At 35.3% G+C, this 15486-nt stretch carries 18 protein-coding genes; 4 read left to right on the top strand and 14 right to left on the bottom strand.

Annotated elements, in window-relative coordinates:
* The first annotated feature begins 104 nt into the window (after nt 1-104).
* From H602_RS0100680 to msrB, 4 genes are all read left to right on the top strand, one after another.
* Complete coding sequence (locus H602_RS0100680) at nt 105-1097, top strand: phosphotransferase (protein WP_026976280.1); 993 nt, start codon at nt 105-107, stop codon at nt 1095-1097.
* 2 nt (nt 1098-1099) lie between these two features.
* Nucleotides 1100-2062, top strand: a complete 963-nt coding sequence (locus tag H602_RS0100685) for a nucleoside hydrolase (protein WP_026976281.1) — start codon at nt 1100-1102, stop codon at nt 2060-2062.
* A gap of 102 nt (nt 2063-2164) precedes the next feature.
* A complete protein-coding gene (gene msrA, locus H602_RS0100690) occupies nt 2165-2791 on the top strand; it encodes a peptide-methionine (S)-S-oxide reductase MsrA (protein ID WP_026976282.1) in 627 nt (208 codons plus the stop codon).
* Between the two features lie 5 nt (nt 2792-2796).
* On the top strand, nt 2797-3339 hold the full coding sequence (msrB, locus tag H602_RS17925) for a peptide-methionine (R)-S-oxide reductase MsrB (RefSeq protein WP_026976283.1): 543 nt from the start codon (nt 2797-2799) through the stop codon (nt 3337-3339).
* 76 nt (nt 3340-3415) lie between these two features.
* Here the strand turns inward: msrB and H602_RS0100700 are convergent, their stop codons facing one another.
* The 14 genes from H602_RS0100700 to H602_RS0100765 all read right to left on the bottom strand — a co-directional run bounded on the left by H602_RS0100700 (nt 3416) and on the right by H602_RS0100765 (nt 15486).
* Entirely contained in the window at nt 3416-4099 is a 684-nt protein-coding gene (locus H602_RS0100700) for a haloacid dehalogenase type II (RefSeq protein ID WP_051224076.1), read from the bottom strand.
* A 15-nt stretch (nt 4100-4114) separates the two neighbouring features.
* Nucleotides 4115-5131 carry a glycoside hydrolase family 113 gene (locus H602_RS0100705; protein WP_026976285.1) on the bottom strand — a complete coding sequence of 339 codons (1017 nt, stop codon included), beginning with the start codon at nt 5129-5131 and terminating at the stop codon, nt 4115-4117.
* 313 nt (nt 5132-5444) lie between these two features.
* Entirely contained in the window at nt 5445-6125 is a 681-nt protein-coding gene (locus H602_RS0100710) for a hypothetical protein (protein ID WP_026976286.1), read from the bottom strand.
* A gap of 60 nt (nt 6126-6185) precedes the next feature.
* Nucleotides 6186-6887, bottom strand: coding sequence for an NRDE family protein (locus H602_RS0100715; protein ID WP_026976287.1), 702 nt, complete (start codon nt 6885-6887; stop codon nt 6186-6188).
* A gap of 194 nt (nt 6888-7081) precedes the next feature.
* The gene (locus tag H602_RS0100720) at nt 7082-7732 is read right to left on the bottom strand and encodes a DsbA family oxidoreductase (protein WP_026976288.1); all 651 of its coding nucleotides are present in this window, start codon (nt 7730-7732) and stop codon (nt 7082-7084) included.
* A 4-nt stretch (nt 7733-7736) separates the two neighbouring features.
* A complete protein-coding gene (locus H602_RS0100725) occupies nt 7737-8051 on the bottom strand; it encodes an EthD family reductase (protein ID WP_026976289.1) in 315 nt (104 codons plus the stop codon).
* 77 nt (nt 8052-8128) lie between these two features.
* A complete protein-coding gene (locus H602_RS0100730; RefSeq protein ID WP_026976290.1) occupies nt 8129-8695 on the bottom strand; it encodes a carboxymuconolactone decarboxylase family protein in 567 nt (188 codons plus the stop codon).
* A gap of 68 nt (nt 8696-8763) precedes the next feature.
* Nucleotides 8764-9327 (bottom strand): TetR/AcrR family transcriptional regulator, encoded by a 564-nt coding sequence (locus H602_RS0100735; protein WP_026976291.1) that lies wholly within the window; start codon nt 9325-9327, stop codon nt 8764-8766.
* Between the two features lie 161 nt (nt 9328-9488).
* Nucleotides 9489-9752, bottom strand: coding sequence for a hypothetical protein (locus tag H602_RS20160; RefSeq protein WP_035758621.1), 264 nt, complete (start codon nt 9750-9752; stop codon nt 9489-9491).
* Between the two features lie 21 nt (nt 9753-9773).
* Nucleotides 9774-10358 (bottom strand): sigma-70 family RNA polymerase sigma factor, encoded by a 585-nt coding sequence (locus H602_RS0100745; protein WP_026976292.1) that lies wholly within the window; start codon nt 10356-10358, stop codon nt 9774-9776.
* Nucleotides 10345-11724: a polyprenol phosphomannose-dependent alpha 1,6 mannosyltransferase MptB gene (mptB, locus tag H602_RS17935; protein ID WP_051224079.1), complete on the bottom strand. Its 1380-nt coding sequence runs from the start codon at nt 11722-11724 to the stop codon at nt 10345-10347. Before mptB ends, H602_RS0100745 begins: the two co-directional genes overlap by 14 nt.
* The gene (locus H602_RS0100755; protein ID WP_026976293.1) at nt 11721-13202 is read right to left on the bottom strand and encodes a cellulose synthase family protein; all 1482 of its coding nucleotides are present in this window, start codon (nt 13200-13202) and stop codon (nt 11721-11723) included. The genes mptB and H602_RS0100755 overlap by 4 nt, the downstream gene beginning before the upstream one ends.
* Nucleotide 13203: 1 nt before the next feature.
* Nucleotides 13204-13893: a glycosyltransferase family 2 protein gene (locus tag H602_RS0100760; RefSeq protein WP_026976294.1), complete on the bottom strand. Its 690-nt coding sequence runs from the start codon at nt 13891-13893 to the stop codon at nt 13204-13206.
* The gene (locus H602_RS0100765) at nt 13894-15486 is read right to left on the bottom strand and encodes a 4Fe-4S binding protein (protein ID WP_026976295.1); all 1593 of its coding nucleotides are present in this window, start codon (nt 15484-15486) and stop codon (nt 13894-13896) included. It lies immediately after the preceding gene.

Consider the following 15486-nt stretch of genomic DNA (forward strand, 5'->3'; position numbering starts at 1 on the left):
GCGTTAGGGATAGAAGCGGCATCCTTTTGTGGAGTTTACGGAGCAAAAGATACAGCGAATAGCCCGACCCTTTTGGGTAACGCCCTAATTTAAAAAATAAAAGTATGTTTATATTAAATGCAAATAAGTTGGAAGAATTGACTGCTTATTTATACCAAAAAAACTGGTTGGCACCAGAGGAAGAAGTAGTTGAAATTTCTGTTCCTGGTGATGGAAATATGAATTGTGTTTTGCGAATTAGAACTTCTAACCGAAGTTTTATAATTAAGCAATCTAGGGATTATGTAGAGAAGTACCCTCAAATTGCGGCACCAGAAAAAAGAGTGCTTACGGAAGGTGCTTTTTATAGTAAAATTGCAACCGTGAAAGAAATACAGTCGGTTATGCCTTCGATTTTAGGTATTGATGCCGAAAATAATTTGATTGCCTTGGAAGATTTAGGTCCGTCCAACGACTATACTATTTTGTATGATTTAGAACAAAAAATGACCGACCTAGAGTTGGAACAATTGGTGCATTATTTAAATAATTTACATCATAGTTTTGAGAAAACAGTGGTGGATGAAGAGTTGATGAATACCGAAATGCGGCGTTTGAACTATGAACATATTTTTGAATATCCTTTTAGAATTGACAATGGATTTGATTTGGATACCGTTCAAAAGGGGTTGCAGGATTTAGCTATTCCGTATAAAAAAGATACTATTTTAAAGCGAAAAGTAGAGCAATTGGGAACCCTCTATTTGTCCAAAGGTAAATATTTATTGCATGGCGATTATTATCCTGGGAGTTGGCTAAATACAACGAAAGGGATGAAATTAATTGACCCCGAGTTTTGTTTTTATGGGCTTCGCGAATTTGATTTAGGGGTTTTTTTAGCGCATTTGTATATAACGGAACAAGGCGAAGCTGCTATTTCTTTTGTCAAGGAAAATTATTCGCATTTGGACCAATTGAATAAAAATATACTAGATGGTTTTATTGGAACGGAAATCATTAGAAGGCTGATTGGGCTCGCACAATTGCCTTTAAAAATGGATATACAAACGAAGAGCAGTTTACTAGTTTTTGCTCGAGATTTAATTTTAAAACAATAACAATGAAAAATATACTTTTATTTTTTACCGTATTATTTGCGACGGGAATGCAGGCACAAACGAAAGTTTGGTTTGATACCGATTTGATGATTGGAATGCCAGACAAAACGCCAAGAGAGGTGGATGATGGTATCACATTAATCATGGCTTTAAAGCAACCACAGATTGAAATTGTGGGAATAAGTTCCATTACTTATGTGGATTACAGCTACGACGTGATTCATAAAATTATGGATTGGCATTATGAAGGTCCGGCAATTCCCGTGTATAAAGGTTCGCCAGAAGCAAATGATTTGGGAGTAGAAAATGACGCGACTAGAGCTTTGTATGCTGCATTGAAGAAAGAAAAGCTAACGATTTTGGCTTTGGGACCGATGACGAATATTGCTACTTTAATTCAAAATCATCCCGATATTATCAGTCAGATAGATAAAATATCTATTTGTGCGGCACGAACACCAGGCTTGCCTTTTAATCCAGGAAATGGAAAGTTGAATGTTTTTGATTATAATTATGAGTTGGATACAAAATCGATGGATGTGATTTTAAATTCGTCCATTCCACTTGTTTTTGCAGGGTATGAACCTAGTTCTTATACCCATATTGGTAACATTGATTTTGCAAGTTTGGACTTAAATGAAGAAGCGGATAAGTGGCTTTTTGATATCGTACAACCTTGGATGAAGCAAAACGAGCAGTTTTTTGGTGTACATGGTTTTATTCCTTTTGATTGTTCTACGTTAGGGGTGATTACCCATCCCGAGTATTTTACCTACCATAAAAATATTCCCATAAAAGTAACTTACAAGAAGAACGACGCTTTGGAAGTGCAGCCCGACACTCCTTATAAAAATTTTCTAGAGGTTTCATACAAATTTAAAACGAAGAAAAAAGTGGATTATGCAATTCAGGCGTTGCAAGGTTTTGAGGAGAAAATTTTGGAGACTTTAAGCGTGAAGAACTAACAAAAATTTAGGCTTTGTTTGCAATCCACAATGGGAAAGGAAGCGTATATTTATAAAAAGACTTTTTTAAAGAGTTGAATCAATAATTTTAAATTTAATTAGATGAAAGTAGTAAGTTATATCATTGTTTTATTTACCGTATTAAGCTGTAATGCACAAACAGAAAAGCTGTCATTAACGCCGAAAAATGGTCAAGCAGTTGCTGTTTTTGCATCCGGTTGTTTTTGGTGTACCGAACATGTTTTTGAAGCAGTAGTAGGAGTGAAGGAAGCTGTTTCTGGGTATTCTGGCGGCACTTTAAAAAATCCATCTTACGAACAAGTGGGAACAAACAGGACAGGTCATGCTGAGTCCATTGCTGTTTTTTACGATCCAAAAGTGGTTTCCTATAAAGAGTTGGTTACTGTTTTTTTTGCATCACAAGACCCAACGACCCCAAATCAGCAAGGACCAGATAAAGGTTCGTCGTATCGTTCTATTGCATTTTATAACGATGCTGCAGAGAAAAAAATAATTGAAGATAAAATTAAGGAGCTTACTGCAAATAAAGTTTTTTCGAGACCGATTGTTACCGAAGTAAAACCAGTATCTGATTTTTACGAAGCAGAAGCGTACCACCAAGATTACGTAAAAAATAATCCCAATCAGTCCTATGTTAGAGGGGTTTCTATACCAAGATACAATGCATTTAAAAAGAACTACAAAGGAAAATTAAAACCTAATTCTTAAAAATTATGAAATTATATACACAAATAGCGCTTATTTTTCTGGCGGGATTCAGTTTTACAGCTTGTAAAGACGCCGCTAAAAATACTGATTACCTTGCGGAATCAGACGTGATCACACAAGAGCAACCGAAATTATCACTGACTGATATTTCGCTTAAAAAAGTAGTCAAAACTGAGGAAGAATGGAAAAAAGAACTTACCTCCAGTCAATATGCGATTTTGAGAGAAAAAGGCACTGAACGTCCTTATGACAACAAATTTGATGACAATCATAAAAAAGGAAATTACTTTTGTGCAGCGTGTAAATTGCCTTTATTCTCATCGAAGACAAAATTTGATTCAGGTACAGGGTGGCCAAGTTTCTACGATGTCATCGACGAAAATAGAGTAAAGGAAGTGGTGGACAAAAGCTTAGGAATGGTTCGCGGAGAAATTGTTTGTGCTCGTTGCGATGGGCATTTGGGGCATTTATTTGACGACGGTCCAAGTCCTACAGGATTGCGATATTGTATGAATTCAGCATCTATGTTATTCCAAGAAGCAAAATAGTTTAACTTATTTACTCATTCAAAAAAGAGCGTTTGTTGCATTGACAATAACGCTCTTTTTTTGTACTCTATTTTTATTATTGGTAATGTGCCACTAAAAGATGTGCCATTTCCAAAATATCTTTAGCTACATAATCAGGATTGCGAGCTAAATTGTAGAGTGACTGTCCTTCACGAGCGATGAAACCAGTTGCCAAACCCGCATGAGAAGCTCCTGCAATATCCCAACCGTGTGCTGCAATAAGCATCATTTCTTCAGGAGCTACAGCTAGTTTTTTGGCTGCCCAATGGTAGGTTTCTTTCGCGGGTTTGTATTTTCTAACGGTATCAATACTTAACGCTTGTTCGAAATAGTGCGTCAAATTAGAATTTTCCAACTGTTTTTGCAATGCTCCGTCGGGCGAATTTGTCAAAGTAATCAATCGGAAACCATTTTCTTTTAAAAGGTGCAAACCTTTTGCAACGTCGGGATATGTTTGTAAAGAGGTGATTATAGCTAATGTTTCTTTAATTTGTGCTTCACTAACGTTTACATCAAGTGATGTTGCCGCCATTTGAAGTGTTGTTGCAGCAATGGTTGTGAAATCATGGTATTGCTCAATTTCATTAGAAACTGTTGAATAATGCAGCAACATTCCGAACCAAATCCGAAAACCTTGTTCTTGATTTAGTAGTAAATTGATGGCTTTTTTTAATGGTGTCATGTCCAATAAAGTTTCGTTTACATCAAAAACGAGTACCGGTTTTTTTTGAGTCATCATTCTATAAAATTTAAATTATTTGTACCAATTTCGAATGGTTTCCAATGCAGGTTTATCTTGAGGTGTGTAGTCTACGCTATTTTTTTCCTCTCGATGGTAGTCATCGGCATACCATTTCCATGCAAAACCACCTACAAACCAATCTTTAGTAGTCAAGACTCGAAATAAAGCTTCGTAAGCATTTACTTGAGCCTGATTATTTTTGTTGTTTTTATGTTCCGTCCAAGGCTCTTCTGCAGCAAAGTCTGCGTTTCGGTATCCAAACTCAGTGAACATAATTTTTTTATTGAATTTTTTTTGAGTAGCCTCTATCTTATCAATGTGCTTTTTCCAAGCTAGAGTTAATTCATCAACGGTGGGATTTGCAGCCTCAGATAAAGGAAAATACGCATCAATCCCTATGTAATCCAGTTCGTTCCAAAATGGGACTTTATCAAAATCATCCCAATTTGCGGCATAAGTTAGTTTCCCGTTATACACTTTCTTTATTTTGGCAATCAGTTGCATCCAATACTCTGGGCGTTTGGCAACTGCATTTCCCAGTTCAGTTCCAAAACAGAAAAGTTCAATTTGTTCTTTTTGGGCCAATTTAGCATAAATTAGAATGTATTCTTCGTAATCTGCTTCCCATTTTTGCCAATCTAAATCTGAGGCAAAGTCTAAATTTCCGGTATAAAAATTATGATTGACCCATAAATGAGGTTTTAGCATTACCGTCATTTTCTGCCCATGAGCTAAACGCGTACTTGCCAGAATTCCCTCAGTTCTTTCGCCCCACCATTGCCTCTTATTGTTGTAGCGAACTGCTGCGTTTTCAACATCTACAAAGGCATAGGGAATTAAAGAAACGGAATTGACATGCTGTGCTTTTAACTCATCGAACGTACTACTTTTTAGCCCTTTAATTGGTGCTACCAAATTCATTCCCTTGAATTCCATTTTTACTAGAGGAACAGAATTGAGTTGGTAATAGGCCGAAACACTACCAATTATCAAAAGAGATAGGGTGGTCAAAAAAAGTTTTTTCTTCATACTTGTAAAGTTACTTATTAAAAAAAGGTATTCTAAATTTCAATAAAAAAATTAAGGTTTATTTGAGAATTATAATGGACGTATTAGCTAAAAAAAGTTTATTAAAGAGCAAAATTTTTATAAACAATGATCCGATTTAGATGGAATAATTACCTTTCCATTTTGACATGGTATTTTTCAGATTATGAAATTATAGGCTGTAATCTGTAGTTATAAAACGTTCTTTTTTTTAAATAGAAAATAATAGTATGCTGGTTATATTACTGGATAAATAAGTGCTACAATAAAAATTTATTTTACTTTACTAAAGAAATTAAACAACTCTTCTGTTGGATGTAAAATTCAGTTTAACAGTTATTTTAATTGCTTTAACTAAAGCTAAGGTTAAGAAAAGCACACTGAAGAATAGATTCATAAAGTTACTCAAATTTATCTTGCTACTCATCAGAATGAAGTTCCCAACATGAGCAAAAAACAGCATTCCTAACGTAGTTCCTAGCACTGCACCAAAGATAAATCTCGTGTTACTTTTCTTGGTTTTTAGTAGTATTTCTGACCTAAAAAGATAACTGTAAATTCCGGCCCAGTAAGGCCATTGGATGAAGTTAAGTCCATTTAAAAATACCGCAAGAAAGAATGGATATTGTGCCAATTTGAAATCAGAAAGAGTGGAGGATTTGTTATTATTTATTGTATCAGTTAAGAAATAAATCCCAACAAATAGTAGAAAAACGAACGTAAATAAATCAATCGCTGTTAGAAGTTTTTTCTGATTGACAAGCCACAATGCCATTTTACTAACAAAATTTAGAACGAAAAATTGAATCGTGATTATTCCAGCAATAAAAAAAAGCGAAGCCCATTTCCCTTGTTCAGTCAAAACTTGCAAACTAATGACGTTGATGTATCCCAAGGGAAGTGAACCCATTAAGCTAATACCCATTCCTAAAAGTAGTGGGCGATCTTTAGGTGCATATTTACGTAGTAATTTCATGTAATTCTAATGCATTAATAATGGAATAAACGTCTCTTATAATACTGCATTTTGCTCTATTTATGTTAGCGTTTTTTCTGTAAAATCGCTGTTTATTAAGTCTTTATAGGTCATTTTAATCGCACAGTTTTTTATCAATAATTGTGTAATACTCACGGTTTTAATAGTGTCTTTACGGTTGATTATCAATCCATATTCTGCATTTTTTTCTTCTGTGGACGAATGAAAATGAAGTATTTTTTCACTAGAAAGAGGGGTATTGTACCTGCAAAATTCTTCAAACCAAAGTTTTCTATAGTTTTTCTGCTTTCGAGAATAGAGCGAGGCTGATTGCCAAATATGTGGTTTAGTAATTGATTTGTCAAACTCGTGCTTTTCAAAGCCGTCCCACTTTACTTCTGTTAATCGCTCATTTTGAAAAATGATCAATGTAAAAGGCTCAATGTCTTGTAGATCTATCGTCTGAAAGTAAGTTAAAGGAAATTTTTGTCTGATGAGCTCCAACATAATTAAACCCCGACTTTTCCGGTAGTGCAATTGACGTTGATGTTTGATAAAAGCGCCGTTTAACAATACAATGCACGTTCCATCATTTCGTGCTACGATCCAGGAACCGCCTGCCTTTTCGTCCTTCGGAAACACTAATTGCATTTCATTCTCTGCATAGATTTCAGGTGGAGTAGTGGGACGGTGGCTATTTTCATCTCTGTTTGAGGTGAAAAGAACTCCTTTGTGGATTGGAATAAAACTAACGGTACACATAAATTTTGGCAATTGATAGCAATAGGTTTAACAATTATACGCTTTACACTACTAGACGATAACAAGCGTATTTCCTGACAGTATTGTTACTATTAATAGATAAAACCAATACAGAAAAGGTATTGGTTTTAATTCAAACTAGTGATTTGGTACGATTTAAAAACGATTTTCATCGAATTGTAAGCTGTACGTCTTTATTCATTTTCAGCTAATAATTCAGTCAACGCTTGTTTGAAAACGGCTACCGGTTGTGCTCCAGTAAGTGCGCTTTTTCGATTAAAAACAATGGTTGGAACAGAACTCACACCCATACTTTGCCAGAAATTTTCGGCTTTTTTAACCTCTTCCCTCGCTTCTGGATTATCCAGTAGGTCCATTCCTTCTTGTACATTTAAACCTACCTCTGATAAGGCTTGTTTTAGAATGTCTCTTTTAGAAACATCTTTTCTTTCACTAAAAAAGGAAGCTGTTAAACGCATTTTTAATTCGGTTTGTTTACCAAATTTTTTCGCATATTCTAATAAAACATGTGCGTCAAAAGTGTTTACCATTCTCATATCGTCAAAATAATCGAAGGTAAAACCAAGCTCTTTTCCAGCATCTGCCATTCGCTCTTGCGATTCCTTTTGCTGTTCTACTGTTGAGCCGTATTTTTCCGCAATGTGTTCGGTAATATTTTGACCTTCAACAGGCATTTTTGGATTCAGTTCAAACGGCTGCCACTCCAGTTCGATTTGGTCTTCAACACCAAGTTCCGAAATCGCTTGCTCTAAGCGTTTGTAGCCAATGGTACACCATGGACAAACTACGTCAGATACAATATCTATTTTTAATTTCTCTTTCATCTCTTTAAAGTTCTATAAGTTCACTAATTTGTAGTTCACCTTTTACGTTGCTGTAATTTACAATATCTGCGGCAAACATTTCGGCATGTGGGCCGAAAGATGCTTGAAAAGAAGCAATATCGTCAAATTTTAAATGTGCAATAGCGACGTAAGGTGCAGGTTGACCAGGAATTCTACTTCCTATACCTAAGTCTAATTCTATTCCTTTCAAGGCTGTTCCAACAGCTTTGACAATCATTGGTAAATGACTTTCTTTGTAATACGTTGCATCAAATTGAACGTCTTTTCCGTTTGGATACAGTACCGATACTTTTATCATCTTTAGTATTTTAAATGATAACTAAACCTTTCGTATTATGTACGAAAGATTTAGCAATCAAGATTATTTTCAATGGATTATTTTGAATTTGTATCTTCTTTAGACCAAGCAAATTTTTGAAAAGGAGCGTCCACAGGTGTATTGGCAACGTGATTGGTATAGTTGCTAATTACTTTCTGAGACAAACCTAAAATCACCTCTAAAACTTGTCTTTCTTCGTAACCTGCTGCATAAAAAGCATTCAATTCTTCTGGAGTAATTTGACCTCGAGAACGCACCATTGCTAATGTAAAATTATGTAAGGCTTGTAATTTCTCTGTTGGCAATGCAGTTCCATTTCTTAAAGCTTCTGTGATGGAAGCGTCCACTTTCATCATTCCTGCAATTGCTGTATGGGCTGGTACACAATAATGGCATTCGTGTTCTACGTTAATCGTTTGCCATACTACGGTTAGTTCATCTTTATCAAATGAAGATTCCATAAATAACTTATGTAGTACTTGATAACCTTCCAATAATCCAGGAGCACCTGCTAAAACACCATGTAAGCCAGGAATCATTCCGTTTGTTTTAAGCGATTGCTCTAACAATTCTTTACTTTTCTCTGGTGCTGATTCGATGTTGTGAATTTTTAATGTAGTCATAATTTCAATTTTAATTTAATTTTTAATAATAGCTAAACAACTGTTTAGTTTTAGGGTAAAAAAAATGCTTAGAATTTTGTAAAAAGCATTTCGATATAATTTTCTATTTCTTCTCTACTGTTTACTCTCGATGCGGCTGCTAAACCATGTTTTGCCAAAAGTAAAAAATCTGCGTATTTGAGTAGTTCTGCATCTGATTTTGTAGCGTTGCTTCGCAATTTTTCTATAAAAATCAGTTTTAAATTCGCCATGAAGGCACGCATTTGTTCTTTTATCAGTTCATCCTCCGATTCTGAAAATTCATTATACGTATTAGTTACAAAACAGCCCTTTTGCTCGTCTTCTGTATAGTTTGCACTTACCGAATCGTAGAAGAATTGCTTAATATCGGCTATACCGTTCGAAGCCTTTTTTAGTTTTTCTAACACACTATTTACTTTGCTTTTGTAACATTGTAAACTTTCCAGAAAAACACCTTGTTTGCTTCCAAAACTGGCATAGATTGAAAATTTATTGATTCCCATTTCGCGTTCCAGCATTTGCATGGACGTACCTTGGTATCCGTTTCTCCAAAACAATAGCATTGCTTTTTCGATTACTTCTTCTTCTTTATATTCTTTCGTTCGTGCCATATCTTCTTAAATACTGTGCAAATCTAAACAATCGGTTAGTAATAACAATGCTCTTTAACAAAGCTTTAAACTTATAGATTTAGGAATATTCTATTTATAACCAATTGGACAAAAAAAAACACCGCGAATAATGCAGTGTTTATCAGGTATATTCTAGAACCTTATAATTTATTTATTTCATCAATAATTTTATTCTTCTTTTCTTCTTCCAGTTTTGATTTAGAAGCATCCTTCCCAAACCAACTGCCTATGAAACTATCAATTAATTTGGATTGATTTTCATAAGCACTGCAAGTTTTACACATCGCTTTATGTGCTTGTAACTGCATTTTTTCCTTGAAAGTCAAGGGAGTTAGCAACTGCTTGTCAATTAACTCCGTTGTTTTTTTACAAGTTTCCAACATACGTTTCATTACATTCTGCATCTGGTATGAATTTTCAATTTATTAATCCCATTTTAAATCCAAGCATTTCTTCATCAGCAATTTGGATCTGTGTACGATCTGCCAATAATTGGACGGAGTGATGTCTAAGTCCTGACAAATTTCTTCCGTCTTTTTTACGGTTAAATATTTAGACGTAACTGCAAGTTTCCACTTTGTAGGTAAGTCTTCTAAACATTCTTCCATAACGTCGTTAAACTCCGGGTTATCTAACAGCTCCACCTCATTATTGTTCCAACTTTCCTTTATTTCAGTACTCTTCCAGCAACCGTAGCTACTAAAAAGTCCTTCGGATAATTCATTACCACTTGACTCTGTTAAGCTAAAATTTTTCTTCGTCGTTCGCGCACTTAACCGGTAATAGTCAATAATTTTATTATTAAGAATGGCAAATAACCATGTTTTCGGTTGGCTTTTGCCTTCAAAACTGTCTATTTTATGAAAGGCCACCAAAAAGGTATCTTGGACCAAATCTTCTGCAACTTCCTTTGAAGAGGTTTTAAAAAACGCCCAAGAATAAAGTTCATCACTAAATTGATGCACCCATTTTTCTAGAATCGTTTTTGAATTGTCTTTAATCAGGGCCATATTTGGTGCCGTTTTTATGTTGTAAATGCAAAGATACTGCATTTTCCGACCTCAAAATCTTAGCTTTTTCATAAAAAATAAATAGCAGTACCATGCCATACTCTATAAAAATCAGCAAATAGTTCTCGCCAAATACCACTTTAGAATAAGCACTGTAACTTAAAATTACGGTTAAACTCCACACGTAAGGATATTTGTATTTTGTAAAAACAGCAAGTAACACTAGGTTGATTACGTACCAAGGATGGACTGTGGTAGAACTAAACAGATAAACAGTTAACACTATTAAGAAATTTTGAAACAAGTCAACACTGCTTTCATTTTTGGTAAAAAAACTGCGGTACAATATAAATCCAATAATTAAGAAAGGCGTTATTTTTCCTGTAGTATGAATGATATTATATCCTGTAAAATAAAATCCAATTTCACGAATGAGGTAGTAAAAACTGGCATTGAATTCAAAATTAGTAAACCATAAAGCAATAGTTTCCGTATAGTTTTGAATGAAATCTGTTGAAACGAAAGGTAAAAATAGCACAACGTTTACCGCTATCACAATTGAATAAAACGATACGGCTTTTTTCCAACCTAAGTATTTCAGGAAAAGCGGCAACAATAATAAAGGCAGCAATTTAACGGAGATGGAAAACGCGAGTAATACAGCAGCCCATTTCCATTTATCTTGTTGCAAAAGGTACATCGACCAAATAAAAAAGAAAAGCATGACACCTTCAAAATGCAAGTTTCCCGTAAGTTCTATCAATACCAACGGATTTAAAATATACCAAAAAATGCGGTGTTTTTCAAAACCTAATCGCTCTAGTAATTTACTTCCAAAGTACAACGTACCAAAATCGGCTGCAATGATGATGATGCGTAAAACTATGGCAGCACCTACTATTGAATGGGCACTGAAAAGTCCTGCGATTACAAAAATGAGTTGGTTTACGGGAGGATAATTGGAATAATGGGAAGCACTTAAATTCCCCATTCCTTCAATTAATTCTTGTGCTTGAGGCAACTTAAAAATAGTAGTGCCAATTAAGTCATTTGGAAGTGACGTAAATGGATTTATTCCTTCTAAAATTAGTCTGCCGTCCCAAATAAAACGGTAGAAATCTTGCGATAAATTGGGTAAACTGATTATGAAAAGCAGTCGGAATACGAGTGCAATTAAAATCAGAATTGTAAAATTATTCTTTTGTAATTGAACGATTTGATAGGAAAAGAAAAATAGCAGTCCAAACGAAATTGTCAAAGGTACAAAATCAGTTCGCTCTAAAAAATAGGCAATATAGCCATAAATAAAAGCAGCCAATAGGGCATAAGCTGTAGTTTTGAAAGAATTTGAACATTCAATAATCATCGCGTTCCTTGAATTGATTTCACAAAAACAAAACCATATCCCAGAAAAAGCATCACGTGAAACGGCATCAATCCAAAATCATCCAAACGAATACCGCTGTAGATTCCGAATAAAAAGTAAAGCATTAACAAGCCTTCCACGACTACAAATTTCGAAACTTTTTTAGAGATGTAGGTGTTTTGCTTCCATTTTTCTTTTAGGCTTTCCACATTAAATTTTGGAGTCCGGATGAAGTCGCTTTTTTTACCCCAAAGACCTTCTAAAACAGCTATGCTGTTGTGGAATGAAAACCCCATTGCAATGGTGTAAAAAGCAAAAAAGAGACCGATATACTTGATAAAATTTTTAAATCCACCGCCATGAACTTTCTTGTAGGTAAACCAATAACACACAAAAAAAATAAGAGAGGTGACAACAAAAAACAATAGAATATCAAAGAAAAGCTCCAGATGGATGTAGTATTTTTTGATGAATAAAACAGGCACACTTAAAACTGCCATCATGAAAACGAACAGAAACATGAAGCTGTTGAGCAAATGCATTAAACCATGCAACTTCGTTTTTAAGGAAATCGTCTTGGAGGTTATGACGCGCCAATTCATTTTTTTAAAATTTTCGGCACCCCCTTTATTCCAACGAAATTGTTGCGAACGAGCGGCACTTATGATTACCGGTAACTCCGCTGGCGTTACTACATCTACCAAGTAGGTAAATTTCCATTTTTTAAGTTGGGCACGGTAACTCAAATCTAAATCCTCGGTGAGTGTTTCACTTTCCCAATTTCCCGCATCTATAATGCAGGTTTTTCTCCAAACACCAGCGGTTCCATTGAAATTAATAAAATGAGATTGGGAATTTCGCCCCACTTGTTCCAATGTAAAATGAGCATCCAAAGCAAAAGCTTGAATCTTGGTCAATAAGGAATAATTTCTGTTCAAATGTCCCCAACGCGTTTGTACCACGCCTGTATTTTCGTTTTTAAAGTACGGAATGGTTTGCAGTAACCAGTCGCTTTGCGGCACAAAATCAGAATCGAAAATAGCAATAAATTCTCCTTTTGCCGTCACCAAACCTTCTTTTAAGGCACCCGCTTTAAAGCCAATCCGGTTGACTCTTGTTAGATGTTTGATGTCTAACCCTGAAAGTTGTAACGCATTAATAATTGTTTTAGTAGCTATCACACTTTCATCGGTACTATCATCTAAAACTTGGATTTCCAATTTTTCTCTGGGATATTCTAGCTTAGAAATAGACAATAGCAGTCGTTCTACCACATATTTTTCGTTGTAAAGTGGAAGCTGAATGGTTACAAAAGGTATTTCGTTAGGATTTTTGAAATCAAATTTAGGAGCATTGTCCTGTTTCTTTTTACTTCGCAAATAATTGATAAGCAAATTCAATTGTGCCAAACCGTATAAAAAAATCAATACAATAGACAGGCTGTAGAGAAACAGGATGAAGTAAGAAAGTACTAACATATTATTTAAAAGCATATTTAAAAATCCAACCTATAATTTTTATTCCTGCCATGACGGTCCCTTTTAAAGTTCCAGACACCTTTGAAACACCAATACGATTTTTATAATGGACTGGAATTTCTGCGTAAGCCATTTTTTTCTTCAAAACCTTTAATTGCATTTCCACGGTCCAGCCGTAGGTTTTGTCCTGCATTTTTAGCGCTAAAAGCGTGTCGTATTTAATGGCTCGAAATGGACCTAAATCAGTGAATTTAGAACCAAAGAACAATTTCATTAAAACGGTTGCTAATTTATTTCCGAAAATTTGTTGTGGCGTCATTGACCCTTCTTCTCTTAAAGCAGCCACCCTCGCTCCAACCACAAAATCAGCAGTTCCGTCGAGAATAGGTTGAATAATTTTAGTCAATTCTTCAGGGTAATCTGAATAGTCTCCGTCCAAGAAAACAATGATATCAGGTTTGATTTCTTGTTTCGAAATGTAATCCATACCTTTTAAACAAGCATATCCATAGCCTTTTCTCTGTTCAGAAAGTACAGTAGCACCGTATTCCAACGCCACTTTTGCCGTAGCATCCGTCGAGTTGTTGTTTACAATAATAACCTCGGAAACTAATTGAGGTATTTCTTGAATTACCTTGCCGATCGATTGCTCTTCGTTAAAGGCTGGAATGATTACTTTTATACTTGTCATTTACTTTTTGTTTAGCAAATCCAACAAATTTACGTCATTTCCGAGTAAAATTTCATTGGAATTGATTCTTCCGTCTTCGCTGCCGTTCTCCAATTTCAAAACTCCTCTTGGACAAACAGCCGAACAAACACCGCAACCTACACAGGAAGAACGAACTATGTTTTCGCCTTTTTCTGCGTAACTTCTCACGTCAATTCCCATTTCGCAGTAGGTAGAACAGTTTCCGCAGGAGATGCATTGACCGCCATTGGTTGTAATTCGAAATTTAGAAAATAAGCGTTGTTGCAACCCTAATATCGCTGCCATTGGACAACCAAAACGGCACCAAACTCGATTCCCTAAAAGCGGATAAAAACCTACACCCACAACACCACTAAATGCAGCACCAATTGCAAAACCATACCATTGTTTTAGTGCACTACTGTCGATAAAAAGAATATTCTGATTCCCTGAAAAGTAGTTAATCAATAACGAAATGATAATTATAGCAACTAAAGAAAGCATTGTATACACTGCATCGGCATCCAAATCTTTGCGTTTAAAAACGTATAAAGCGCCTGTAAATACGGTTAAGAAACCAACAATTCCCCAGATAAAATGGTCTTTGGTAATAAAGCTCATTTCTGGATTATTAGATAAAAAGGTAAATACAACGGCAATGGTCATTACAAAAGAAAATACCAGAACCAAATGAATCATCCAGCGTTCAATTTTCCAAGCAGTATCTGATTTATTGGACAAATGGCGGTAGCTGTCTCCGGCAGTTTCAGCTAAACCTCCACAACCGCAAACCCATGAACAATACCAGCGTTTCCCGTACAAATAGGTCAGGATAGGCGAAATAATAAATATCATCGCTATACCGAAAACCAACATAAACATCCCTAAATTTCCTCCATTCAGCATGTTTGTCAAATGCCAATCTTCAAAAAAGTAGTAGTTCAAAGGCCACATATTTTTTATATCTTTTGCAAAGTAGGCTTGTTCTGGATTCAGTTTGGCTAGGATTTCAGGTATTAAAAATGCAAAACCCAACTGAAAAAACATGACCGAAATCGTTCGGACCAATTGGTATTTGTTGTGTCTGTATTTTAAAATGAATTTATAACCGAGACCTACAATTGCAATTGTATAAAGCGTTCCATACACAAACCACTGGCTTGCTGCTTTTCCATTTAAAATATAACTTAACGGGTCGAAAAAACCAACAATTCCTGTATTTGTACCGCCGTCTTCATTGAGTCCAAGGTATTTTGGAAACCAATACAAAACAACATAAAAAGCGGTAAGAATAATTCCAATCATCCAAGCCCAGCTCCCTCTATTAGTGAAATCTTTGTGCCAAACTCCATTATTTTTTATTCCTTCTGGTTGGTTGAGATAGGTTCTGTTGGCATATACCACAATTCCTACTAAAATGGAGACGATTGCACCACCCAGCCAAATCCCTTTGTGGGGAAAGGAAACGTTAAAAAGTGCCAGTGCCATGATGAACAAACCGAGTAACCCCAATGCAATTCCTAATTTTTGGATGCCATCCATTTGCAAGTTTTCGTGCGAGGCAATGGATTTATTTTCTACTTGTTTACTCAT

The sequence above is a fragment of the Flavobacterium tegetincola DSM 22377 genome (assembly GCF_000425485.1).
Taxonomy (GTDB): Bacteria; Bacteroidota; Bacteroidia; order Flavobacteriales; family Flavobacteriaceae; genus Flavobacterium; species Flavobacterium tegetincola.